At 61.8% G+C, this 24036-nt stretch carries 23 protein-coding genes; 17 read left to right on the top strand and 6 right to left on the bottom strand.

Annotated features, from left to right (window positions below):
- Nucleotides 1–100: 100 nt before the first annotated feature.
- From serS to LJE98_RS16825, 4 genes are all read left to right on the top strand, one after another.
- The gene (gene serS, locus LJE98_RS16840; RefSeq protein WP_229576374.1) at nt 101–1384 is read left to right on the top strand and encodes a serine--tRNA ligase; all 1284 of its coding nucleotides are present in this window, start codon (nt 101–103) and stop codon (nt 1382–1384) included.
- Nucleotides 1385–1406: 22 nt separating this feature from the next.
- Nucleotides 1407–2177: a 5'/3'-nucleotidase SurE gene (surE, locus tag LJE98_RS16835; RefSeq protein ID WP_229576373.1), complete on the top strand. Its 771-nt coding sequence runs from the start codon at nt 1407–1409 to the stop codon at nt 2175–2177.
- Nucleotides 2174–2827 carry a protein-L-isoaspartate(D-aspartate) O-methyltransferase gene (locus LJE98_RS16830; RefSeq protein ID WP_229576372.1) on the top strand — a complete coding sequence of 218 codons (654 nt, stop codon included), beginning with the start codon at nt 2174–2176 and terminating at the stop codon, nt 2825–2827. Before surE ends, LJE98_RS16830 begins: the two co-directional genes overlap by 4 nt.
- A gap of 177 nt (nt 2828–3004) precedes the next feature.
- The gene (locus tag LJE98_RS16825) at nt 3005–4546 is read left to right on the top strand and encodes a peptidoglycan DD-metalloendopeptidase family protein (protein ID WP_229576371.1); all 1542 of its coding nucleotides are present in this window, start codon (nt 3005–3007) and stop codon (nt 4544–4546) included.
- Between the two features lie 74 nt (nt 4547–4620).
- Here LJE98_RS16825 and LJE98_RS16820 read toward each other — a convergent pair whose 3' ends face one another.
- Complete coding sequence (locus tag LJE98_RS16820; protein WP_229576370.1) at nt 4621–5493, bottom strand: ATP-binding protein; 873 nt, start codon at nt 5491–5493, stop codon at nt 4621–4623.
- A 207-nt stretch (nt 5494–5700) separates the two neighbouring features.
- Here LJE98_RS16820 and yajC point away from each other — a divergent pair, with 207 nt between their 5' ends.
- From yajC to LJE98_RS16795, 5 genes are all read left to right on the top strand, one after another.
- Nucleotides 5701–6048 (top strand): preprotein translocase subunit YajC, encoded by a 348-nt coding sequence (yajC, locus tag LJE98_RS16815; protein WP_229576369.1) that lies wholly within the window; start codon nt 5701–5703, stop codon nt 6046–6048.
- A gap of 62 nt (nt 6049–6110) precedes the next feature.
- Complete coding sequence (secDF, locus tag LJE98_RS16810; RefSeq protein ID WP_229576368.1) at nt 6111–8663, top strand: protein translocase subunit SecDF; 2553 nt, start codon at nt 6111–6113, stop codon at nt 8661–8663.
- A gap of 4 nt (nt 8664–8667) precedes the next feature.
- A complete protein-coding gene (locus tag LJE98_RS16805) occupies nt 8668–9066 on the top strand; it encodes an Mth938-like domain-containing protein (RefSeq protein ID WP_229576367.1) in 399 nt (132 codons plus the stop codon).
- 23 nt (nt 9067–9089) lie between these two features.
- Entirely contained in the window at nt 9090–9944 is an 855-nt protein-coding gene (locus LJE98_RS16800) for a phytoene/squalene synthase family protein (RefSeq protein ID WP_229576366.1), read from the top strand.
- A gap of 92 nt (nt 9945–10036) precedes the next feature.
- On the top strand, nt 10037–10486 hold the full coding sequence (locus LJE98_RS16795; RefSeq protein WP_229576365.1) for a hypothetical protein: 450 nt from the start codon (nt 10037–10039) through the stop codon (nt 10484–10486).
- A gap of 11 nt (nt 10487–10497) precedes the next feature.
- On the opposite strand, the gene trmFO is transcribed toward LJE98_RS16795, so the two are convergent.
- The 3 genes from trmFO to tyrS all read right to left on the bottom strand — a co-directional run bounded on the left by trmFO (nt 10498) and on the right by tyrS (nt 13711).
- A complete protein-coding gene (gene trmFO, locus LJE98_RS16790; RefSeq protein ID WP_229576364.1) occupies nt 10498–11907 on the bottom strand; it encodes a methylenetetrahydrofolate--tRNA-(uracil(54)-C(5))-methyltransferase (FADH(2)-oxidizing) TrmFO in 1410 nt (469 codons plus the stop codon).
- Nucleotides 11908–12049: 142 nt separating this feature from the next.
- A complete protein-coding gene (locus LJE98_RS16785; protein WP_112247840.1) occupies nt 12050–12193 on the bottom strand; it encodes a DUF1127 domain-containing protein in 144 nt (47 codons plus the stop codon).
- Nucleotides 12194–12454: 261 nt separating this feature from the next.
- A complete protein-coding gene (gene tyrS, locus LJE98_RS16780) occupies nt 12455–13711 on the bottom strand; it encodes a tyrosine--tRNA ligase (RefSeq protein WP_229576363.1) in 1257 nt (418 codons plus the stop codon).
- 138 nt (nt 13712–13849) lie between these two features.
- On the opposite strand from tyrS, the gene LJE98_RS16775 reads away from it, so the two are divergent.
- Complete coding sequence (locus LJE98_RS16775) at nt 13850–14986, top strand: anhydro-N-acetylmuramic acid kinase (RefSeq protein WP_229576362.1); 1137 nt, start codon at nt 13850–13852, stop codon at nt 14984–14986.
- Between the two features lie 3 nt (nt 14987–14989).
- On the opposite strand, the gene LJE98_RS16770 is transcribed toward LJE98_RS16775, so the two are convergent.
- Both LJE98_RS16770 and LJE98_RS16765 read right to left on the bottom strand, forming a co-directional pair.
- Nucleotides 14990–15856: a patatin-like phospholipase family protein gene (locus tag LJE98_RS16770; RefSeq protein ID WP_229576361.1), complete on the bottom strand. Its 867-nt coding sequence runs from the start codon at nt 15854–15856 to the stop codon at nt 14990–14992.
- Nucleotides 15857–15978: 122 nt separating this feature from the next.
- Entirely contained in the window at nt 15979–16656 is a 678-nt protein-coding gene (locus LJE98_RS16765) for an alpha/beta hydrolase (protein WP_229576360.1), read from the bottom strand.
- 205 nt (nt 16657–16861) lie between these two features.
- On the opposite strand from LJE98_RS16765, the gene LJE98_RS16760 reads away from it, so the two are divergent.
- The 7 genes from LJE98_RS16760 (at nt 16862) to sufA (ending at nt 24010) form a co-directional block, all read left to right on the top strand.
- Nucleotides 16862–18028, top strand: coding sequence for a cysteine desulfurase family protein (locus tag LJE98_RS16760; RefSeq protein ID WP_229576359.1), 1167 nt, complete (start codon nt 16862–16864; stop codon nt 18026–18028).
- Nucleotides 18029–18169: 141 nt separating this feature from the next.
- Entirely contained in the window at nt 18170–19639 is a 1470-nt protein-coding gene (gene sufB / locus LJE98_RS16755; RefSeq protein ID WP_229576358.1) for a Fe-S cluster assembly protein SufB, read from the top strand.
- 69 nt (nt 19640–19708) lie between these two features.
- The gene (gene sufC, locus LJE98_RS16750; protein ID WP_229576357.1) at nt 19709–20464 is read left to right on the top strand and encodes a Fe-S cluster assembly ATPase SufC; all 756 of its coding nucleotides are present in this window, start codon (nt 19709–19711) and stop codon (nt 20462–20464) included.
- 30 nt (nt 20465–20494) lie between these two features.
- Nucleotides 20495–21772 carry a Fe-S cluster assembly protein SufD gene (gene sufD, locus LJE98_RS16745; RefSeq protein ID WP_229576356.1) on the top strand — a complete coding sequence of 426 codons (1278 nt, stop codon included), beginning with the start codon at nt 20495–20497 and terminating at the stop codon, nt 21770–21772.
- On the top strand, nt 21765–23009 hold the full coding sequence (locus tag LJE98_RS16740; protein WP_229576355.1) for a cysteine desulfurase: 1245 nt from the start codon (nt 21765–21767) through the stop codon (nt 23007–23009). The genes sufD and LJE98_RS16740 overlap by 8 nt, the downstream gene beginning before the upstream one ends.
- A gap of 11 nt (nt 23010–23020) precedes the next feature.
- The gene (locus LJE98_RS16735; protein ID WP_229576354.1) at nt 23021–23395 is read left to right on the top strand and encodes an SUF system Fe-S cluster assembly protein; all 375 of its coding nucleotides are present in this window, start codon (nt 23021–23023) and stop codon (nt 23393–23395) included.
- A gap of 228 nt (nt 23396–23623) precedes the next feature.
- Nucleotides 23624–24010 (top strand): Fe-S cluster assembly scaffold SufA, encoded by a 387-nt coding sequence (gene sufA / locus LJE98_RS16730; RefSeq protein ID WP_229576353.1) that lies wholly within the window; start codon nt 23624–23626, stop codon nt 24008–24010.
- Nucleotides 24011–24036 lie beyond the last annotated feature (26 nt).

Here is a 24036-nt window from a genome sequence, read left to right as displayed (position 1 = left end):
CCGACGCCGTTTCGACGACGCCAAAACCCATCACGACATGGGGCCGGACATGGCCGCCGGCCACTCCGCTCCCGGTCGAAGCACAAGACCTGGAACGACGATGCTCGATATCAAGTGGATCCGTGAAAACCCCGAGGCCCTCGATGCCGCACTCGCCAAGCGCAGTGCCGAGCCGCTGTCTGCCTCACTGATCGCGCTCGACCAGAAGCGCCGCGCCGTCGCCCAGGCGATGCAGGACATGCAGTCGCGCCGCAACAGCGCCTCCAAGGAGATCGGCGCCGCCATGGCGCAGAAGAACATGGAGCTGGCCGAAAAGCTGAAGGCGGAAGTCGCCTCGCTCAAGGACACGCTGCCGGCCGCCGAAGAGGAAGAGCGTCAGCTTACTGCCGAGCTGACCGACGCCCTGTCGCGCATCCCGAACATTCCGCATGACGACGTCCCTGTCGGCAAGGACGAGCACGACAATGTCGTCGCCCGGGTCGTCGGCGAAAAGCCGATGTGGAACCACAAGGCGTTCGAGCACTACGAAATCGGCGAAAACCTCGGCTACATGGACTTCGAGCGCGCTGCAAAGCTGTCCGGCGCCCGCTTCACTGTGCTGACCAGCCAGCTTGCCCGGCTCGAGCGCGCCCTTGGCCAGTTCATGCTCGACCTGCACACCTCGGAACACGGTTATACGGAAGTGTCGTCGCCCCTGATGGTGCGTGATGACGCCATGTACGGCACGGGGCAGCTTCCGAAATTCGCCGAAGACCTGTTCAGGACGACGGATGGCCGCTGGCTGATCCCGACGGCGGAGGTGACACTGACCAATCTGGTCGCTGGCGAAATCCTCGACCAAGAAAAACTGCCGCTGCGCTTTACCGCCCTGACGCCGTCCTTCCGCTCGGAAGCAGGCTCGGCCGGCCGCGACACGCGCGGCATGCTGCGCCAGCACCAGTTCTGGAAATGCGAGCTCGTCTCGATCACCGACGCCGAAAGCTCCATGGCCGAGCACGAGCGCATGACGGCCTGCGCCGAAGAAGTGTTGAAGCGCCTCGGCCTGCACTTCCGGACCATGACGCTTTGCACCGGCGACATGGGCTTCGGCGCCCGCAAGACCTATGACCTCGAAGTCTGGCTGCCGGGGCAGAACGCCTACCGCGAAATCTCGTCCTGCTCCGTCTGCGGCGATTTCCAGGGGCGTCGGATGAATGCCCGCTATCGCAACAAGGACGGCAAGGGCACGACCTTCGTGCACACGCTGAACGGTTCCGGCACGGCCGTCGGCCGCTGCCTCATCGCTGTCATGGAGAACTACCTCAACGAGGACGGCTCGATCACCGTTCCCGACGTGCTCCTGCCCTATATGGGCGGCATCAAGAAAATCGAGAAGGCGGCCTGATCACGCCGCGCCCGGAGTGACCATGCGCATCTTGCTGACGAATGACGACGGTATCCATGCTCCGGGGCTCGGCGCCCTGGAGCGCATCGCCCGCAACCTCTCCGACGATGTCTGGATCGTGGCACCGGAGACCGACCAGAGCGGCCTTGCCCATTCGCTGACGCTGTCGGAACCCTTGCGTCTGCGCGAACTCGGAGACCAGAAATTCGCATTGCGCGGCACGCCGACGGATTGCGTCATCATGGCGATCCGCAAGGTGCTCGACCGCAAGCCCGATCTGGTTCTTTCGGGTGTCAATGCTGGCGCCAACCTCGCGGACGACGTGACTTATTCGGGAACGGTTGCAGGTGCGATCGAGGGAACGGTGCATGGCATCCGCTCCTTCGCTCTGAGCCAGGCCTACAGCTACGAGGCGGGTTCACCGATCCCATGGCATGTGGCCGAAGCTCTGGCGCCGGACCTGTTGAGGAAGCTCTCGACGGTCGATCTGCCACCCGGCACTTTTCTCAATCTCAATTTCCCGAATTGTGAACCGGCGGACGTGCAGGGCATCGATGTCACGTCACAGGGCAAGCTCGATTTCGGCCTCTCGGTCGAAGAGCGTCAGGACGGGCGCGGGCTTCCCTATTTCTGGCTCCGCTTCGGCGATCGCAAGGGGAACTTCCGCGCAGGAACGGATATCAACGCGCTGAGAGAGAACAAGATTTCGGTCACGCCGCTGAAACTCGATATGACGGATTACACGGTGCAGGACATCGTCGCGGAAGCCCTTGCGAGGGGAGGCGCGGCTTGAGGTCGGCGCTTGTCGAGCGCGAAGGTTTCGCCGCTCTGGTTCTCCGTCTGCGCGCTGAGGGCATCACCAATCTGGATCTTCTGACGGCGGTCGAACAAACGCCGCGCTCGATCTTCGTGCCACCGGAATTCGCGCAAAGCGCCTATTCGACCCGTTCCATTCCCATCGAATGCGGGCAGTTCATGGAAGGGGCCGACCTTTCGGTCCGGCTGTTGTCGCATCTGCAGGTGAAGCCCGGCCATCGTGTCCTGGAAATCGGCACGGGAAGCGGGTTTCTGACGGCAGTAATCGGTCGGCTCGCCGAGCGGGTCATCTCCATCGAGCGTTACAAGACGCTGCTTGCGGCGGCACAGCGGCGACTTGAGCAGCTTTCGATCCGCAATGTCATTCTGCGTCAGGTGGACGGGATGAACGGCCTGCCGGGAGAAGGGACCTTCGACCGGATCGTCTCGACCGCTGCCTATCCGGCCATGCCACGCTTCTACGCCGAACAACTGGTTTCGGGGGGCATGCTTCTCGTGCCCCTGATGGTGGACGAGCAGCGATGCATCATGGTGCGTCTGACCAAGACAGGCAGCCGTTTCGAGCGGGAGGATCTCTTCGAGGTTCCCTTCCTGCCGCTGCAGCCGAAGATCGCCCAGCACCTCTGAGGCCGTTTTTTGTATTTGTCTCGGGCCGCTGGAGGGCCTGCGCAGACGCCGGTCCGGTGTCTTCTTATATGCGCTTGGACGAATTCGTTCACGGCGAATCCCCGGGGGTTAACTGACCGGTAATACTAACGCGCTTTAATGAACCCACATCAAGTTGTGTCATTTGTGGGTCGAGTCATGCGTAAAAGTGTATCGCCGAAAGCTGGATTGTCCTTTGCTCGTTTGTGCGGCGCGCTTCTCCTGGCTGGCACGGCAGCCGGTTGCAGTTCGGATGCCTCGCGGTTCGGCTCGGTCTTCTCGACTGACAGTTTGACCACAGCGTCCATTCCCCGCCAGTCCGCCATGCGCGGTCAGCCGCCCGTTCCTGCCGAAAACATCGGCAACGGTGGTGGGATGTACGCCCAGAACCAGGCCATGGTTCAGCCGATGCCGGCAAGCCCAGGCTATGAGCAGCCGGCTTCAGCCCGGGCTGCAAGTACCCCTGCATCCGTCCAGCGATCCGAACTCGCCGCACCATCGGGCATGGCCCAGGCGCCGGTGTCCGGCAACAATTCCGAACGCGCTGCAGCGCTCTCGCAGCCCTTCCCCTCGGCACCCCAGCAGGGCGCTCAGGTGGCAATGGTAAATGCGAACCAGGTGCTCGCAGAGCCTCGCAGCACCGGTACCACGCCGAAGCAGGGCGGCTGGTCAACGGCGGGTGCTGCCCGCGTGACGCTGCGCCCCGGCGAAACCATTGCGACGCTCGCCGATCGTTATGGCGTCCCGCAGAAGGAACTGCTCAAGGCCAATGGTCTGACCCAGCCCACAGACGCTGCTCCGGGACAACTCGTCATCATCCCGACCTTTGGCGGTCCGAATGCAGCACGCGCTGCTGCCGACGCCTCCGGTCTGCCAGCCGACGGTCGCAAGCCGATCCTGCCGGGCGACCAGCAGCAGAATGTTGCAGTTCTGCCGAATGCGCCGAATTCTCGCGAAAAGCAGCAGGTTCAGGCGTCTGCAGCCACCGGCAAGGTGGCGACGGGGGCAGGCGAGGGTGCTGGCTCCTATGTGGTGAAGCCCGGCGATTCTCTCGTGCGGATCGCGAAGGCGAATGGCGTCTCGGTTGATGAACTCAAGAAGGCGAATGGCCTGACAACCGGCAATATCCGCATCGGGCAGGCGCTCGCCGTCCCGGCGAAGGGTAACAAGTCGACAGCGACTGCGCAGGTTGCGGCCGACCTGGTCAAGACCGCGTCCGTTCCGGCCAATGGTCAGCCCGCCGGCTACACGGCGCCTGCCGCGACCAAGTCGGTCACCGAAGTCGCCGCCGTCAAGTCTGATACGACAGCCCCTGAAATGACGGGGATCGGCAAATATCGCTGGCCCGCCCGCGGCGCGGTCATCGCCAACTTCGGCTCCAATATCGACGGCAAGCGCAGTGACGGGATCGCGATCTCCGTACCGCAGGGCACGCCGATCAAGGCTGCTGAAAATGGTGTGGTCATCTATGCCGGCAATGGTCTGAAAGAGCTCGGCAACACGGTCCTCGTCCGTCATGACGACGGCAAGGTCACCGTCTACGGCCATGCCGACAGCCTGTCGGTCCAGCGTGGCCAGAAGGTCCAGCGTGGCCAGACGATCGCAACCTCCGGCATGACCGGCAACGTCAAGCGACCGATGCTGCACTTCGAAGTCCGCAAGGACGCGGCCCCGGTCAACCCCATCACTTTCCTGGAATAGTATTGCGTACCAGGTGAGTGAAAAGGCCCGGAGCTCGCGCTCCGGGCCTTTTTGCGTAATTTCAGGCTCCAGGTTCAGCGCCGGTCGGTCGATATGCGCAGCCGGCCGGCGAGGTCCTGAATATACTGCCAGGCGACACGGCCAGATCGCCCGCCTCGCGTGGTGGCCCATTCAAGCGCCTCGTGTTGCAATTGCTCGCGCGGCAGCGGCAGGTCGAAGTGATCGGCATAGCCGTCGATCATTGTCAGGTAGTCGTCCTGGCTGCATTTGTGGAAGCCGAGCCACAGGCCGAAGCGATCCGAAAGCGAGACTTTCTCCTCCACGGCCTCGGATGGATTGATGGCCGTCGACTGTTCGTTTTCCATCATGTGGCGGGGCAGCAGATGGCGGCGGTTTGAGGTCGCGTAGAAAAGGACATTGTCCGGCCGTCCCTCGACACCGCCATCGAGCGCGGCTTTCAGCGACTTGTAGGCCGTGTCGTCATGGTCGAAGGAAAGGTCGTCGCAAAAGACGACGATGCGGTGCGGGGCGTCCTTGATGATGTCGAGCAGGGCCGGCAGGCTGGAAATGTCCTCCCGGTGAACCTCGACCAGTTTGAGCGAGGCGCCTGTGGTCTTCACGATGTCGGCATGTACGGCCTTGACCAGAGAGGATTTGCCCATGCCGCGCGCACCCCACAGCAGGACGTTGTTGGCCGGAAATTCCTCGGCGAACCGCAAGGTGTTCTCGTGCAGGATGTCGCGGACATGGTCCACGCCCCGGATCAGCCCGATCTCGACGCGATTGGGGCGCTTGACCGGTTGAAGGTGCAATCGGTGCGGGGCCCAGACGAAACAGTCTGCCGCCTGCCAGTCGTTGGCGGCAGGTGCTGGCCCGGCAATCCGCTCCACGGCATCGGCGAGACGCTTCACTTCGGCCAGAAGTGCAGCCACGGTCTGATCGGCCATTCGTCATCCTCCTTGTCGTCTGGTCCGGCTCTTTGAGCCTGTGGCCGGGCGGTATCACGCAGAATTGCGGGCAGAAAGGGTAGGCGGCTGGAAAATGGTACGCCGCGGTGCTGTTTCTGTTGCATTCATGGGGCCTCTCACTATATTCCGGCGACCTGACGAGGGGGCCGCGTGGCTCCTCCACTTGGATTCAATGGGAGTTTTTTCATGTTTATCACACAGGCCTTTGCCCAGGACGGCGGCGCTGCTTCGGGCGCCATGGGTTCCGGATTGGAGATGCTGCTGCTCTTCGCACCTCTGATGGTGGTCTGGTATTTCTTCCTCATTCGTCCGCAGCGGAAGCAGATGAAGAAGCGTGAGGAAACCCTCTCGTCCATCCGTCGCGGCGATCAGGTCGTGATGGGTGGCGGCATTGTCGCCAAGGTGACCAAGGTCATCGACGACAAGGAGCTCGAAGTCGAGATCGCCGATGGCGTGAAGGTTCGGGCCATGCGCCAGTATGTTGCGGAAGTCCGCGTCAAGGGTGAGCCGGTCAAGGCCGAGACTGCCGCCTGATCCCGCAGGGCCGGCCTCGTGCCGGCCTTTGCCATTTTCCGCTGCCTTAATTCGAGAGTTCCATGCTTTACATTTCTCGCTGGAAGACATTGTTCATCTGGTTGGTCGTCGCGCTCGGCGTCCTGGTTGCCCTGCCCAATGCCTTCACGGACGAGGAACTGGAAACATTTCCTTCCTGGTTCCCGACCCAGAAGATAACGCTGGGCCTCGACCTTCAGGGCGGCTCGCATATCATGCTGAAGCTGGAGCGCCAGGATATCGTCAAGGAACGCCTGGAGACGATCGTCGGTGACGTTCGATCGCAGCTGCGTGACGCCGGCATCCGCTACACGGGTCTGTCCGGCGTCGGCCAGCAGATCCAGGTGCGCATCACCGATGCCGATAAGATCCCGGCAGCCATCGAGGCGCTGCGTTCCCTGACCGATCCGGTCAGCGTCGGTGGCCTCACCGGCGGCACGGTGAACGAAGTGGCCGTCGAACAGGCCGAAGATGGTCTGTTGCGTCTTTCTCTGACCGACGAGGGCATCGATTACCGCGTTTCGTCCGCGCTGACCCAATCGATGGAAGTCGTTCGGCGCCGCGTCGATGAACTCGGGACCACCGAGCCGTTGATCCAGCGCCAGGGCGATGACCGAATCATCGTGCAGGTCCCGGGCCTGACCGATCCGCAGCGCCTTAAAGCGCTTCTGAACCAGACCGCCAAGCTTTCCTTCCATATGGTCGATACCAGCATGCCGGCGACGGAGGCGATCAACAATCGGCCGCCGGCGCAGTCGGAAGTGCTCTATTCGACGGATGATCCGGTCGTTCCCTACCTGATCGAGCGCCGCGCGCTGATTTCCGGCGAGAACCTGGTTGATGCGCAGGCCTCTTTCGACCAGCGCACCAATGAACCCGTCGTCAGCTTCCGCTTCGACAGCCGAGGCGCACAGCGTTTCGCCCAGGCGACGCAGGAAAACGTGGGGCGCCCCTTTGCCATCGTCCTCGATCAGCAGGTGATTTCGGCGCCGGTCATTCGCGAGCCCATTCTGGGCGGTTCGGGCCAGATTTCCGGCAACTTCTCCGTCGAAGGCGCAAACGATCTCGCGGTCCTTCTTCGCGCGGGTGCCCTTCCGGCGACATTGACCGTAGTCGAGGAACGAACCGTCGGTCCCGGTCTCGGCCAGGATTCGATCAATGCCGGCGTCACAGCCAGCATCATCGGTGGCGTGGCCGTCATCTTCTTCATGATCGCCTTCTACGGTACCTTCGGCATTATGGCGAACATCGCGCTCGCCGCAAACATCGCCATGATCCTTGCGGCTCTGTCGCTGATCGGTTCGACACTGACGCTGCCCGGTATCGCCGGCATCGTGCTCACCATGGGCATGGCGGTCGACTCCAACGTTCTCATCTACGAGCGCATCCGCGAGGAAGCGCGCAATGGTCGACCACTGATCCAGGCAATCGATGTCGGCTTCAAGAAGGCCTTCGCGACCATCGTCGACGCCAACCTGACGACGCTGATCGCAGCCGTGGTTCTGTTCTTCCTCGGGTCCGGCCCGGTACGCGGCTTCGCCGTGACGCTGTCGATCGGTATCGTCACCACCGTTTTCACCGCCTTCACCCTGACCTTCTGGCTGATGGCCTTCTGGTATCGCTGGAAGCGCCCGAAGCATATGCCGAAGAGCGTTCGCACCGGTTTCTTCGACAACCGCAACATTCGCTTCATGGCAGCGCGCAAGTTCAACTTCGGGCTCGCCATGGTGATTTCGGTGGCATCGCTCGTCGGCTTCGCGACGGTCGGCATGAATCTCGGCATCGATTTCAAGGGCGGCTCCATCATCGAGGTCCAGGCCCGAGACGGTGCCGCGGATCTCTCTGACATCCGCGAGCGCCTCAGCCAGCTGAACCTCGGTGAGGTCCAGGCCCAGGGCTTCGGTGACGATACGAGTGCGCTGATCCGCCTGCAGGCGCAGGACGGCGGTGAGAATGCCGAACAGTCGGCCCTGACCAAGGTCCGAGGCGAGCTCGAAGCCGAATACGACTTCCGCCGCGTCGAGGTGGTCGGCCCGTCCGTGTCGAGCGACCTCACCTATTCTGCAACGATCGGCGTTGCCGCAGCGCTCTTCGGCATCCTGATCTACATCTGGTTCCGGTTCGAGTGGCAATTCGCTCTGGGTGCGATCATCGCGACCTTGCACGATGTGGTGTTCACGATCGGCCTGTTCGTGGTGACGGGGATCGAATTCAACCTCACCAGTATCGCCGCGATCCTGACGATCATCGGTTATTCGTTGAATGACACGGTCGTCGTCTATGACCGCATGCGCGAAAACCTCAGGCGTTACAAGAAGATGCCGCTCGAGGTACTCATCGACGAATCGATCAATCAGACCCTTTCGCGAACGGTTCTGACGGCCGGCAGTACGATCCTTGCTCTCGGCGCGCTCTATCTCTTCGGCGGCGAGGTCATCGCTTCCTTCACCTTCGCCATGCTGGCAGGCGTCCTGATCGGCACCTTCTCGTCGATCTACATCGCCGGCCCGATCCTGATTGCCTTCAAGCTGCGTCCGGAGAACTTCCAGCGGGACGAGACAGAAGGCGAAAAGGTACCGGCCAAGGCCGGGGCCTGAGCCGATGGTGTTTGGCTTCGGAGACAAGGGCGTCACCATCCGTGATGCCCATTTCCCCGGGCGACCCGGCATTGACAGTTACGGCAATGGCGGGTTCCGCTTTGCCGACATGTCGCATCGCGGTTCGCTTCTGCTCCTGCCCTCCGGTGTCTATGGCTGGGAGCAGACCGAGGAGGAGCCGCTGACCGTGGAGTCGCTCTCCCGTGTCTTCGCCGAAACGGGGATCGAATTCCTGATCCTCGGGACCGGCCGTCAGCTGCGTCTCATCGATCCGGATCTCCGCGCGACCCTGAAGGCAAAGGGCATTGCCGCAGATCCGATGGGAACAGGTGCTGCCATCCGCACGTATAACATCATGCTGGCCGAGCAGCGGCCGGTCGCAGCCGCCCTCATTGCGGTCTGACCCCGTCCCCGGAGAGGTGCATCGTGAACGATATACCGTCGGCCAATGAGGCACTCTGCCTGCAGACGCTGCGCGAGACGGACCGGGACCGCTATCTCGCGGCCTTGCTGACGCCCGCAGACCGACGCGCGGCCATCGTCGCGCTCTACGCCTACAATGCCGAGCTTGCCCGTGTTCGCGACCTCGTGCGCGAGCCCTTGCCGGGCGAAGTGCGCCTTCAATACTGGCGCGATCTTCTGGAAGGCGCCGCCCATGGCGAGACTGCGGCCAATCCGGTCGCAGCCGAATTGATACGTGCCGTACAGGCCTGGCGTCTGCCGGTCGCACCACTCATTGCCATGGCGGACGCCCGGACCTTCGATCTCTATGACGATCCCATGGAAACCACCAACATGTTCGAGGGTTATGCCGGCGAAACGGCGTCCGCGCTGATCCAGCTCGCAAGCCTTGTGCTGGACCCTGAAGCTGCGGAGGGCGCCGCCGACATCGTCGGCCATGCCGGCGTGGCGCTGGCTGTCGCCGGTGCCATTCTACTCTTGCCGATCCACAGGGCACGCGGACAGGTCTATCTGCCGACGCAGATCCTTGCCTCCGTCGGTCTGGATCGCCACGCATTCTTGACTGCAGGTAAGGACGATCGCGTCGACGCGGCCATCCAGGCCTTTGCCGGTTTCGGCCTCGATCACCTGCGCAAGGCACGTTCTGCCGGGCGCCTGCCGAAAAGCCTGGTTCCGGCCTTCCTGCCTGTGACCTTGGCCGAGCCGGTTCTGAAGAGAGCCGCAAAGGCGGGAGCCGCTTCCCTCACGGCAGATATCCGGCCGCCGCAATGGCGGCGCCAGTTCGCCATGATGCGCTTGCTGCTCTCCGGGCGGCTCTGACGCGTCCCAAGTTGCGACGCCACGTTCACGCAAGGCTCGTCTGCTAGCTGCCGTTGCGATAGAGTATGTGTCGAAGGAGGCGAGAGCAGATCATGGTGACTTGGGGTATCGTCTTTGCGCTGATCCTGGCACTTGCCTATTTTTCCTCGCGCATGGTGCGGCAGGAGGACGAGGGGTTTCAGGACGCCGGGCTTGCTATCCTTGAATTCGGCCGTGCCTTCCCCCAGGAAGCGATCCGCAGTCTTCATGCCACGTCCGACGGCAAGGCCGTTTTCGTGCGTCTGCACGACAACAAGGCAGGTTTCATGCGCAGCATGCGCAACCACTTCGCCTGCCATCTGATTGAGCCGGGCACCGTGCGCGTGCAGCCTCTGCCGACCGGCAAGGGGTTTGCGGTCGAGTTTCTCGACGCACCCTTTCACAACGGCGAATTCACCTTCGTCAATCCCGCCGTCGCTGCCGAAGTTTCTCTCTGGCTGCTCGGAAACTATGTCGGCCATGCCGACATGGCGCCGGAAACGGTATCCGGCGCCGGAGGCTGATAACTCTGCCGTCAGGCGGCGCCGAGCCAGGTCTTGCAGTCGGCGAGCGCGCGCGCCGAGACCAGTTGACGCTTCATGATCGTCTTGTCCTTGCCGCGGAAGCGCTTCACGCCCTCCGGCTTGACGATCGAGCCCGGTTCCAGTTCCGGGAATAGCCCGAAATTGATGTTCATCGGCTGGAACGACCGTTTGCCAGGCTCCTCGTCCGAGACGATGTGGCCACCGGTGATGTGGTTCAGCAGCGAACCCAGGGCGGTCGTCGCAGGAGGCATGCTGATCGTCTCGCCCTTGCGCTGTGCAGCAGCGAAACGACCTGCGAGCAGCCCGATCGAGGCGCTTTCGACATAACCCTCGCAGCCGGTGATCTGGCCGGCGAAACGCAGGCCGGGTCGTGCCTTCAGCTGAAGGCTCTGGTCGAGCAGGGTCGGTGAGTGGATATAGGTGTTGCGGTGCAATCCGCCGAGGCGGGCAAACTCCGCATTTTCGAGGCCCGGTATCATCCTGAAAATCTCGGCCTGGGCGCCATAGCGCAGCTTTGTCTGGAAGCCGACCATGTTGTAGAGCGTGCCGAGTGCATTGTCCTGGCGAAGCTGTACCACGGCATAGGGTTTGACGGTCGGATTATGCGCATTGGTGAGGCCCATGGGCTTCATCGGGCCGTGACGTAGTGTCTCGTGGCCACGTTCGGCCATGACCTCGATCGGCAGGCAGCCATCAAAATACGGTGTGCCTTCCCATTCCTTGAAGCCGACGGCATCGCCTTCGATCAGCGCATCGATGAAGGCATTATACTGGCTCTCGTCGAGCGGGCAGTTGATGTAGTCCTTGCCCGTGCCACCCGGTCCGACCTTGTCGTAGCGCGACTGGAACCAGCAGACGTCCATGTTGATGCTGTCGGTGTGCACGATCGGCGCGATGGCATCGAAGAATGCGAGTGCATCCTTGCCGGTCTTTTCGCGGATGGCTTCAGCCAGCGCCGGCGAGGTGAGGGGTCCGGTCGCGATGATCGCGAGGTCCCATTCCTCGGGCGGAAGGCCGGTGACTTCCTCGCGCGTCACGGTGATGAGCGGGTGTTGCTGGATCGCGGCCGTCACGGCTTCGGAGAAACCATCGCGGTCGACGGCGAGTGCGCCACCGGCCGGGACCTGGTGTTTGTCGGCGCAGGCCATGATCAGAGACCCGGCCAGCCGCATCTCGGCATGAATGACGCCGACGGCATTCGCCGTTGCGTCGTCGGAGCGGAAGGAATTGGAACAGACCAGTTCGGCAAGGCCGTCGGTCTTGTGTGCATCCGTGCCGCGTACGCCGCGCATTTCGTGCAGAATCACCGGGACACCGGCTTCAGCCGCTTGCCAGGCAGCCTCGGAGCCAGCAAGGCCACCGCCGATGATGTGAATGGGAGAGAGTGTGCTGTTCGTCATGGGCGGCTCCATATCACGGCTGGTGGCGCAAGGTCCATCGACGGAGGAGCGGCTTGCCGCGGCAGGCGTTCACATTGTTAACGCCGGAATCAAAAACGGCACCATGCGGTGCCGTTTGACAGGCTGCTGTAGGCAGTTCCGATTAACGGAACGAGCGTGCAGCGATGTTGCGGATTTCGTAGCGAGTTACGCCGATGTCGTTCAGGGTCTGGGAGGACAGGTTGCCCAGTTCGGCCATCGTGCGACGGTAGCTCATCCAGTTCTTGGCAATGCGGATCGGGTTCATGGTGGTTTCCTCGGTGAAGGTCTTGGCTGATCCTGCGGTTGTTCCCGCATCAGCGATTGACCTTCTTATACGCCCGTAAAACAAGATTGTGCAGTGCAATTAATGTGCGACTGCTATGCGTTTGTGCAGGAGGTTGCTGCGTTTATCGGCAATGCCGTTCTACTGGTTAAAAATGCGCCAGGAGTTAAGCCGTGTTTACGAATGCAGAAAAGCCCGCAATCGCGGGCTTTTCCGAAGGTTTCTAATGGTGTTTTCCGACGGTCAGACCGGCTTGACGAGAACGTGCTTCTTCTTGCCGAGCGAAAGCTTGATCACGCCATCGGCAGTGACCTCCGCGCTGCCGATGGACGAGCGCTCGTCGGAGACGGCGGCGTCGTTGATTTTCACAGCACCACCCTGGACATGGCGACGCGCTTCACCGTTCGAGGCAGCAAGACCGGCCTTGACGATCAAGGCGAGCAGACCGATCCCGGCATCGAGTTCGCCCGCGGCCACTTCGACGGTCGGCAGATTGGCTGAAACAGCGCCTTCCTCGAAGGTCTTGCGCGCGGTTTCCGCCGCTTCCTCGGCCGCAGCTCGACCGTGAAGGATCGCAGTGATCTCGGTGGCGAGGATCTTCTTCGCTTCGTTGATCTCGGAACCGCCAAGTGACGCAAGCTTCTTCACTTCGTCCATCGACATGGTCGTGTAAAGCTTCAGGAAACGCTCGACATCGGCGTCTTCGGTGTTGCGCCAGTATTGCCAGAAGTCATAGGCCGAAAGCAGGTCTGCGTTGAGCCAGACGGCGCCGTTGGCCGACTTGCCCATCTTGGCGCCAGACGAAGTGGTCAGCAGCGGCGAGGTCAGTGCATAGAGCTGCGGCGTGCCCATGCGATGTCCGAGATCGATGCCGTTGATGATATTGCCCCACTGGTCCGAACCGCCCATTTGCAGCCGGCAGCCGTAACGCTGGTTGAGCTCGACGAAGTCGTAGGCCTGCAGGATCATGTAGTTGAATTCGAGGAAGGACAGCGACTGCTCGCGATCGAGGCGCGTCTTGACGCTGTCGAAGGAGAGCATGCGGTTGACCGAAAAGTGACGGCCAACGTCGCGCAGGAACTCGAGATAGTTCAACCCACGCAGCCATTCGGCATTGTTGATCATCAGGGCGCCGCCCTTGGGGCCCTTGTCGTAATCGAGGTAATTGGCGAAACAACGCTTGATCGAGGCAATGTTGTCCTCGATCTTGTCGATCGTCATCAACTGCCGGGCTTCCTCCTTGAAGGAGGGGTCGCCGACCATGCCCGTACCGCCGCCCATCAGCGAGATCGGCTGGTGGCCGGTTTCCTGGAACCAGTGCAGCATCATGATCTGGATCAGGCTGCCGGCATGCAGTGAAGGCGCTGTCGGGTCATAGCCGATATAGGCAGTCACGCTTTCCTTGGCGAGCAGGTCGTCGAGGCCGGTTTCATCGGAGATCTGATGAATGAAGCCGCGCTCATGCATGGTGCGGAGGAAATCGGACTTGAACTTCGTCATGACGCTGTTGCTTTCGGTTTCTCTGGTCTTTCGGTGGCAATCGGTAAAATCCGCGCGGGCTTTAGCATTGTTTTTTGAATTGTGCACCCGTCTCGGTCATGAATGTCCGGCGTGAACGGCAGTCGAATCGGGTGGCAAATGGCGGAAATCAGGACGGCGATCGGGTTGATGAGCGGCACCTCGATGGATGGCATCGACGTGGCGCTTCTGCGCACCGATGGCGAGACGGTGGTCGAGCAAGGCGCCTTTCTCTCGGTGCCCTACGATCCACCCTTCCGCGACCGCTTGAAGCAGGCGCTGGATGAGGCCAAGGCAATCACCCGGCGCGACGAGCGGCCGGGTGACCTCTCACGTATGGAGAGGGACCTGACTCTACGTCATGCGGAAGCGGTTCGACTTTTTCTGAGGCGCGAAAACCTCAACAGCCATGCCATCGATTTCATCGGCTTCCACGGCCAGACCGTATTGCATCGGCCAATCGAGGCGCTGACCGTGCAGCTTGGCGACGGGCCGCTGTTGGCAAGCGAGACCGGCATCGACGTCGTCTACGACATGCGCGCCAATGACATGGTCCATGGCGGGCAGGGCGCGCCGCTGGTGCCGATTTATCATCAGGCGCTGGCGCACAAGATCCCGACAGATCAATGGCCCGTCTGTTTCGTCAATATCGGCGGTATCTCCAACCTGACTTTCCTTGATCGTGACGGGACGATCATCGGCTTCGACAGCGGCCCTGGCAACACGCTGATCGACCAGTGGGTCGAGGCGCATGCCGGCATTCCCTATGATGATGGCGGGCGCATCGCCTCCGAAGGGTCCGTCGTCATGACGCTGGCCGAGCGCTACCTCGACAATACCTTCTTCACGGCCAAGACCCGGCGCGCGCTCGACCGCAATGATTTTCGTCCGCCGCAGGGCCACGAGGCCGAGCTTTCAGATGGTGCCCGCACGCTCGCCTATGTCTCGGCAGCCGCGATCCTCAAATCTGCAGGCCATCTGCCGGGTTTTCCGAAGACCTTCGTGATCTGCGGCGGCGGCAGGCTCAATCGCACCATCATGGGTGATCTGTTGCGTCTCGCCGGCGAACGAGGAGCGATGGTGCTGTCCGCCGAGCAGGCGGGTTTCGACGGTGACGCCATGGAGGCGGAGGCCTGGGCCTATCTCGCCGTGCGTTCCGCAAAGGGGCTCCCGCTCACCTTTCCCGGGACGACGGGCGTGAAGTCGCCCGTGGGCGGCGGGGTGCTCGCCCGCGCAGCCGGGACGCAGAAGGTCTGATCGTCAGGAGACGGTTAGGGAGGCGAGCCCTTGCTTTGCAAAATCCAGCCCGTCCCTTAGCCCCACCTCATAGGCGTGCCGGATACCGGCGGCGTCGCCCACGGCAAACTTGCTCACCGGAATGTCCTCGCTCGGGCCAACAACGATCCGGTTGGGGGCCGATGGCGGTTTGCGGCCGTAGCGGGTGGTGAGCAGGAGCGTGTGCCAGCCCTTGTCCTCGACCTCGCGGAGTTTCATCAGCGGCGGATTGTCCACAAGTCCGCCGTCGAGATAGGCGCGGCCCCTGACGCGGCCGACCGGCATGAAGGGCGGCACAGAAGACGTGGCCATCAACGCGTCGACGAGTTCGGCGGGATAGTCGATGTTGTGCGTCGAGACCCAGACGGGGCGCAGTCCCATGCGAGCGCCGGCCCGCGAATGTGCGCCGTCGGTCAGGAGTTTTTCGACCTGGTAAGCGCCGATCGATCCGATTGCGCCCAGCGCGCCCGGCATCCAGTCGGGCACACCGGACAACTGGATCAACATCGGCGGTGCGGCCTTCAGCGTTTTCAGTTCCTCGTCGCCGAATTCGCTCGCGAGCAACTGGCGAAAGAGCGATCCGACGACCAGCGGCGATTCCCGCCGTCTGATGGCACGCCAATCCAGGCCGCGAAGTCCCTTTTCGGCAAAGGCGAAGGCCGATGCACGGATACGGTCCCCGACGCCGGCGAGAAACATGGCGCCGTGATAGGCTCCGGCAGAGACGGACACGTAGAAGCGCGGGCTGAGGTTCTGGTGCTCGCTATAGGCCTTCAGAAAGCCGCTCTGCCAGTAGCAACGGTTTCCACCGCCCGCGAGGCCCACGGCATCAAAGTTGGGGGTTGAGGTCATGGTCGGCAGCACTCCATGAACGCCGCATGCGATACATCGCCAGACAAATTGACCGAGACCGCACGTGTTGAAAACCAAATGGCGCGGAAGTGATCCGCGCCATTCGTTTGAGGCTCTTGAATTTACCGGATCCGCTTGGCGGCCGGCTCGGGGACCAGTTCGCCGTCGAGGCGGCGGTCGAGATAGTCCTCGCATTCGGCCATCAGCGTTTCCACCTGGCCGTTGAAGAAGTGGTTGGCACTCGGTACCGTTTTATGGGTGATCAGAATGCCCTTCTGCGTCTTGAGCTTGTCGACGAGTCCGAGCACATCCTTTTCCGGCGCAACCTTGTCGCCGTCGCCGTTGATGATCAGGCCGGATGACGGGCAGGGGGCGAGGAAGGAGAAGTCGTAGATATTGGGCTGCGGCGCGATCGACATGAAGCCTTCGATCTCGGGGCGGCGCATCAGAAGCTGCATGCCGATCCAGGAGCCGAAGGAATAGCCGGCGACCCAGCAGCTTTTCGAATCCGGATGCAGGCTCTGCACCCAGTCGAGAGCGGAGGCGGCGTCGGAGAGCTCGCCCGCACCATGGTCGAACTCGCCCTGACTGCGGCCGATGCCGCGGAAGTTGAAGCGAAGCGTTGTGAAGCCCCGCTTCTGGAACATGTAGAACAGCTGGTAGACGATCTGGTTGTTCATCGTTCCGCCGAATTGCGGATGCGGATGAAGGATGATCGCGATCGGTGCGCTCTTTTCCTTGGAGGGTTGATAACGGCCTTCGAGACGACCCGCGGGGCCGTTGAAAATCACTTCGGGCATAAGGTTCCGGTCCCTGACATTTTTGCGGTTCGTCAACACCAAATCAGAAAGCTGACTTGACGAAGTCAGTCAGCTTTTCTAGAACGAAGTTTAGAACCGTTCGAAACTGGATGGCATCGCATCCGGGGTGAAGGTGTCATAAGGCAAGCCCGGCGGAAATTTCAAGGAAAATGCGCCGCCGAACGCAGGGGAGACCAAAGCCAGGATGGCTGTTGAGCGCATCTATCTCGACTGGAACGCCACCGCACCCCTTCTGGGCGCGGCGCGCGAGGCCGTGCTCGATGCGCTCGCCATGCCCGGCAACCCCTCTTCCGTGCACGCCGAAGGGCGTGCGGCCCGTGCTGTCATCGAGAAGGCGCGCCGCGATGTGGCCGGCCTTGTGGGTGCCGAGCCGGCCCATGTGACCTTCACGGCCAGCGCCACCGAAGCCGCAAACCATGTCCTGTCTCCCTTTTACCGCATGGGTAAGGCCCGGGTAGCGATCGGCCGGCTCTTTGTCTCGGCGATCGAGCATCCTGCCATTCGCGCCGGCGGGCGTTTTCCGGCGGACCGGGTGAGCGAAATTCCAGTCATGCGCTCGGGTGTCATCGATCTTGAGGCGCTTGCTGCGTTGCTGGCCGATCATGATCCGGCGGACGGGCTGCCACTGGTGGCGGTCATGCTGGTCAACAACGAAACCGGCATCGTCCAGCCGATCCAGGACGCGGCGGCCATCGTAAAGAAGTTCGGTGGGCTGCTGGTGGTCGATGCCGTACAGGCGGCAGGCCGTATTCCGCTGTCGATATCCGAACTCGGCGCCGACTTCCTGATTCTGTCGGCCCACAAGCTCGGCGGTCCCAAAGGCGTTGGTGCGTTGGTGTCGCGAGGCGAGACCTTGATGCCGGAACCGCTGGTGCGCGGCGGTGGGCAGGAGAAGGGCCACCGGGCCGGGACGGAAAATCTCGCCGCGATCGCCGGCTTCGGTGCTGCGGCACGGGAGATGACAGCGGATCTGGTGAAGCGCAATGTAATGATCACCGCGTTGCGTGACCGCGCCGAAGCGGGACTGCGTGCGGCCGCTCCGGACGCTGTCATCTATGGTGACGGCAGCGAGCGGGTCGGCAATACCAGCTTCTTCCATCTGCCGGGGCTCAAGGCGGAAACCGGACAGATTGCCTTCGACCTTGAAGGTGTTGCTCTGTCGGCCGGAGCCGCATGCTCGTCCGGCAAGGTCGGCGCGAGCCATGTGCTGACCGCAATGGGCGAAGATGCCGCGACAGGTGCACTGCGCCTGTCGATCGGGCCGTCGACGACGGAGGCGGAAATCGACCGCTTCGTCTTGACCTTTGCCAAGATCGCGGCACGACGAAAATTGGCGGGAAAGGCCGCCTGAGGCGGTAAAAATACGCGCCGACCATCGTTTTTCCCTTGCCAAGAGGGGTGAAAAGATGGCTCGGGAACCTTAAGTATGGCGGATCACCGCCCAACGTTAACAAGCTGCCGGAATTTGGCCCGGCAAGATTGGAGAACGACCATGGCTGCTGTGCAGGAAACGATCGATCAGGTCCGCCTCATCGACGTCGACCAGTACAAGTACGGTTTTGAAACCACGATCGAAGTCGACAAGGCCCCGAAGGGTCTGTCGGAAGACATCGTCCGCTTCATTTCGGCTAAGAAGAACGAGCCCGAATGGATGCTCGAATGGCGCCTCGACGCCTACCGGCGCTGGCTGACAATGGTCGAGCCCACCTGGGCTCGCGTCGACTATCCGAAGATCGACTTCAACGACATCTATTACTATGCGGCACCGAAGACGGCTGCCGGTCCGAAGTCGATCGACGACGTCGATCCGGAACTTCTGAAGGTCTATGAGAAGCTCGGAATTCCCCTGCGCGAGCAGGAAATGCTGGCTGGTGTCCAGACCTCGAAGATCGCCGTCGATGCCGTTTTCGATTCCGTCTCGGTCGTGACGACCTTCAAGGCCGAGCTGATGAAGGCCGGCGTGATCTTCATGTCGATTTCGGAAGCGATCCGCGAATATCCGGATCTGGTGAAGAAATATCTCGGCTCGGTCGTCCCTGTCACCGATAACTATTATGCGACGCTGAACTGCGCAGTCTTCACGGACGGATCCTTCGTCTACATTCCGAAGGGCGTTCGCTGCCCGATGGAACTGTCGACCTATTTCCGCATCAACGAGAAGAACACCGGCCAGTTCGAGCGTACGCTGATCGTCGCCGAAGAAGGGGCCTATGTCTCCTATCTCGAGGGTTGCACGGCACCCCAGCGAGACGAGAACCAGCTGCATGCAGCCGTGGTCGAACTCGTTGCCATGGACGACGCCGAGATCAAGTACTCGACCGTCCAGAACTGGTATCCGGGCGACAAGGACGGCAAGGGCGGCATCTATAACTTCGTCACCAAGCGTGGCGATTGCCGTGGCGACCGCTCCAAGATTTCCTGGACCCAGGTCGAGACCGGCTCTGCGATCACTTGGAAATACCCGTCCTGCATCCTGCGCGGCGACGACAGCCAGGGTGAGTTCTACTCGATCGCCGTCTCCAACGGCCACCAGCAGGTCGACAGCGGCACCAAGATGATCCACCTCGGCAAGAACACCAAGAGCCGGATCATCTCGAAGGGCATCTCGGCCGGCGTGTCGCAGAACACCTATCGTGGCCAGGTCTCGATGCACCGCAAGGCGGAAAACGCCCGCAACTTCACCAATTGCGATTCGCTCCTGATCGGTGACACCTGCGGCGCGCATACCGTGCCCTACATCGAGGTGAAGAACTCGACGGCCAAGGTGGAGCACGAGGCGACGACCTCGAAGATCTCCGAGGACCAGAAGTTTTACGCCATGCAGCGCGGCATCCCGGAAGAAGAGGCAATCGCCCTGATCGTCAACGGCTTCGTCCGCGACGTCATCCAGCAGTTGCCGATGGAATTCGCGGTTGAAGCACAGAAGCTGATCAACATCTCGCTCGAGGGTTCGGTCGGCTGAGGTCGACCACCCGCTCACTTATTTCGCTGCGCCTGGCGCGTGACCCCATTCGTCCGAAAGGATTTGTCCATGCTTGAAATTCGCAATCTCCATGCCCGCATCGCCGAAGACGGCACCGAAATCATCAAGGGCCTGAACCTGACCGTGAAGGCCGGCGAAGTCGCTGCCATCATGGGCCCGAACGGCTCTGGCAAGTCGACGCTGTCCTACATCCTCGCAGGCCGCGAAGACTACGAAGTCACCGAAGGCGATATCCTTTACAACGGCGAGAGCATTCTGGAACTTGACCCGGCCGAGCGCGCCGCCAAGGGCATTTTCCTTGCCTTCCAGTATCCGGTCGAAATCCCGGGCGTTGCCACCATGCAGTTCCTGAAGGTCGCGATGAATTCGCAGCGCAAGGCGCGTGGCGAGGACGAATTGACGACGCCGGAGTTCATCCGTCGCGTCAAGGAAGCCGCTGGCGAACTGAAAATCAACCCTGACATGCTGAAGCGTCCGCTCAATGTCGGCTTCTCCGGTGGCGAGAAGAAGCGCGCCGAAATCCTGCAGATGGCGCTGCTCGAGCCGAAGCTCTGCATCCTCGACGAAACCGATTCCGGCCTCGACATCGACGCCCTGAAGATTGTCGCCGATGGCGTCAACGCGCTGAAGCGTCCTGATCGTGCGACCGTCGTCATCACCCACTACCAGCGCCTGCTCGATTACATCGTGCCCGATAGCGTGCATGTTCTCTACCGGGGCCAGATCATCAAGTCGGGCGACAAGAGCCTGGCGCTGGAACTCGAAGCCAACGGCTATGCCGACATCACCGGTCAGGCGGCCTAAGCGGTTTCAAGTTTTAAAGGAGTTGCAACGATGACATTGCAAGCGGCCAACCGGCTCACCGTAGCCGAGACCCAGATCATCGACGCCTATAACAACCAGATCGGCAGCCTCCCCGGGGATGGCGCCGTTGTTCTGAAGCGCGATGGTCTGTTCGACGCGCTGAAGCGTCAAGGTCTGCCGACGCGCCGCGTCGAGACCTTCCACTACACGGATCTGAAGGCGCTCCTGCGTGCGCTTCCGGCCGAAGAGCTGCAGGGCGTTGCCAAGGCGGTCAAACCGCTGGTGGCGGGCGCAACCGTGCTCAATGTCCTGCAGGGCGTGGCCCAGACGCCGGCATCCTTGCCGGAGGGGGTGAGCGTTTCGCTTTATCGCGAGGCTCTGTCGAATGGTGCTGCGGCTGCGGGTCTGACCGCCTTCAACAGCGACGACACGATCGGTCGCCTCAACGGCGCCTTCGTGCGTGACGGTTTCACGCTCGATGTGGCCGACAACGCCGACGTCGAAGGCCCGATCGAGCTGCAATCGGTGCATGCCGCCGGCCAGTTGCACCTGCGCTTCCCGGCGACCTTCGGCAAGGGTTCGAAGGCAACCGTCATCGAGCGGCATGTCGGCCAGAGCGGTTCGGCAGCACTTGCCTCCGTCGTCGCGGATCTGAAGCTTGGCGAAGGTGCCGAGATCACCTGGATCATCCTGCAGGGTGAGGGCGATGCCGATACCCATCTTGGTCAGATCCGCGTCGAACTGGGCACTGATGCCAGGTTCCGCCTCTTCGTCATCAATGCCGGTGGCAAGCTGGTGCGCCAGGAAATTCACGTGAAGACGGTTGGCGAAGGCTGTGACTTCATGCTGCGCGGCGTCAACCTGCTCGGCGGCGACACGCATACGGACGTCACCATGACGCTCGGCCACGACGTGCCGAACACGACATCGACGGAAATCATCCGCAATGTGGTGTTCGACCGGGCCAAGGGTGTCTTCCAGGGCATGATCAGGGTCGCCCCGAATGCCCAGAAGACTGATGCCCGCATGGCCTGCAACACATTGCTCATGTCGGATGATTGCGAATTCTCGGTCAAGCCGGAGCTCGAAATCTTTGCCGACGACGTCCAGTGTGCGCATGGCGCGACGGTCGCCGACATCCACAAGAGCCATCTTTATTACCTGATGTCGCGCGGCATTCCGGAAAAGAAGGCGCGGGCGCTGCTGATCAACGGCTTCGTCGCCGAAATCGTCGAGGAGCTCGAAAACGAGCCGCTCGTCGAAGCTCTGGAAGAGATCATCACCGACTGGCTGGAGCATCATGGCTGACACGATCGCGGCACGCACAGGTTACGACGTTGAAGCCGTCAGGCGGGATTTCCCGATCCTGTCGCGCGAGGTCTATGGCAAGCCGCTGGTCTACCTCGACAATGCGGCTTCTTCGCAAAAGCCGCAGAGTGTGATCGACGCGGTGTCGCATGCGTATTCTCACGAATATGCGAATGTGCATCGTGGCCTGCATTTCCTGTCCAATGCCGCGACCGATGCCTATGAAGCAGCACGCGAAAAGGTGCGCCGATTCCTGAATGCTCCGTCGATCGACGAGGTGATCTTCACCAAGTCCTCGACGGAAGCGATCAACACGGTCGCCTATGGCTGGGGCATGAAACATATCGGCGAGGGCGACGAGATCGTCCTGTCGATCATGGAGCACCACTCCAACATCGTGCCCTGGCATTTTCTGAGGGAACGCAAGGGTGCCAAGCTCGTCTGGGCACCGGTTACCGATGATGGCGCTTTCGACATGGAGGCCTTCGAAAACTGCCTCACCGAGCGCACCAAGCTGATCGCCATCACCCACATGTCGAACGCGCTCGGCACCGTCGTGCCGATCAGGGAAGTCTGCCGCATTGCCCGCGAGCGTGGTATCGCCGTGCTGGTCGATGGCAGCCAAGGCGCCGTCCACATGCCGGTCGACGTCCAGGATCTCGGCTGCGACTGGTATGCCGTCACAGGCCACAAGCTCTATGGCCCCTCGGGCATCGGCGTGCTCTGGGGTAGGATGGACCGTTTGAAGGATATGGACCCCTTCATGGGCGGCGGCGAGATGATCATCGAGGTCGCCGAGGACTATGTCACCTATAACGAGCCGCCGCATCGCTTCGAGGCCGGCACGCCGCCGATCGTCCAGGCGATCGGTTTGGGTTATGCGCTCGACTACATGGAGAGCCTCGGTCGCGAGGCGATCGCCGCCCACGAGGAGAGCCTGCGCGCCTACGCGCATGAACGGTTGTCGGCGATCAATTCGCTGAGGATCATTGGAAATGCGCCGGGCAAGGGAGCGATCTTCTCCTTCGAACTTGGCGGCATTCACGCCCATGACGTGTCCACCATGATCGACCGTCGCGGTGTCGCGGTCCGTGCGGGCACGCATTGTGCCCAGCCGTTGCTTGCTCGCTTCGGCGTGACGTCCACTTGCCGCGCTTCGTTCGGCCTTTACAATACCCGCGAAGAAGTCGATGCGCTGGCCGACGCGCTCGATTATGCGCGCAGCTTCTTTGCCTGAGGAAAGATGCCATGACAGAGATTGAAACCAAGCCGGATGTCCGCGAAGGCATTATTCACACCGCCATTCCGCCGGAAGAAGTGGCGCGCCTGTCGGACGACATCGTTGCGGCGCTGAAGACGGTCTATGACCCGGAAATTCCCTCCGATATCTTCGAGCTCGGTCTGATCTACAAGATCGACATCGAGGACGACCGCACGGTGAAGATCGTGATGACGCTGACGGCACCGGGTTGCCCAGTCGCCGGCGAGATGCCGGGCTGGGTCGAAAATGCGGTTGGGGCGGTCGAGGGCGTTGCGGGCGTCGAGGTGGAGATGAGCTTCGATCCGCCGTGGACCCCGGACCGCATGTCCGAAGAGGCGCAGGTCGCCGTCGGCTGGTACTGAGAGAATCTGGCAGTGAACGAACGGCCCGCCTCGCGTGGGCCGTTTCGCGTTCGGTCTGGCCTGATGGGCAAACGGTGCGACAGGCATGCAAGCATCGCAATGGCCTCGTGCAGAGCGGTTTGATCGGCTCGCATAGCGCTGGCGCTATTGAACGACCGGGGCGTGTCCCTTACATTGATTGACAGAAACGCCGGACCTTGAACCCGGTCGTTGTTGGAGACTGTGCCGATGGGCTTTGAGGTAATGACCATGAGCGATGCGGCTGCCGCACGTGTCAGGGCAATCGTCGAGAATTCCGCTCCCGGGACCAAGGGCATCAGGGTCGGGATAAAGAAGGGTGGCTGCGCCGGGATGGAATACACCATTGACCTGGTGACCGAGCCTAATCCCCGGGATGATCGCGTCGAAAAGGATGGCGCGGCCGTCTGGATTGATCCGGCTGCTGTCCTCTATCTTCTCGGGACGGAGATGGGCTTCGAGACGACGACACTGCGTTCCGGTTTCACCTTCCACAATCCGAACCAGACCTCGGCCTGCGGTTGCGGCGAATCGGTCGAACTGAAAGCTGCCGATCTGGCTGAACTCGCCCGACAACGCGAGAGTGCTACTGCCTGAGTGATGTACGGGGGCCGTCAATCCGA

This window comes from Rhizobium sp. 'Codium 1' (genome assembly GCF_020889605.1).
Classification (GTDB): domain Bacteria; phylum Pseudomonadota; class Alphaproteobacteria; order Rhizobiales; family Rhizobiaceae; genus Allorhizobium; species Allorhizobium algae.
This window is presented reverse-complemented; position numbering and strand designations above follow the sequence as displayed.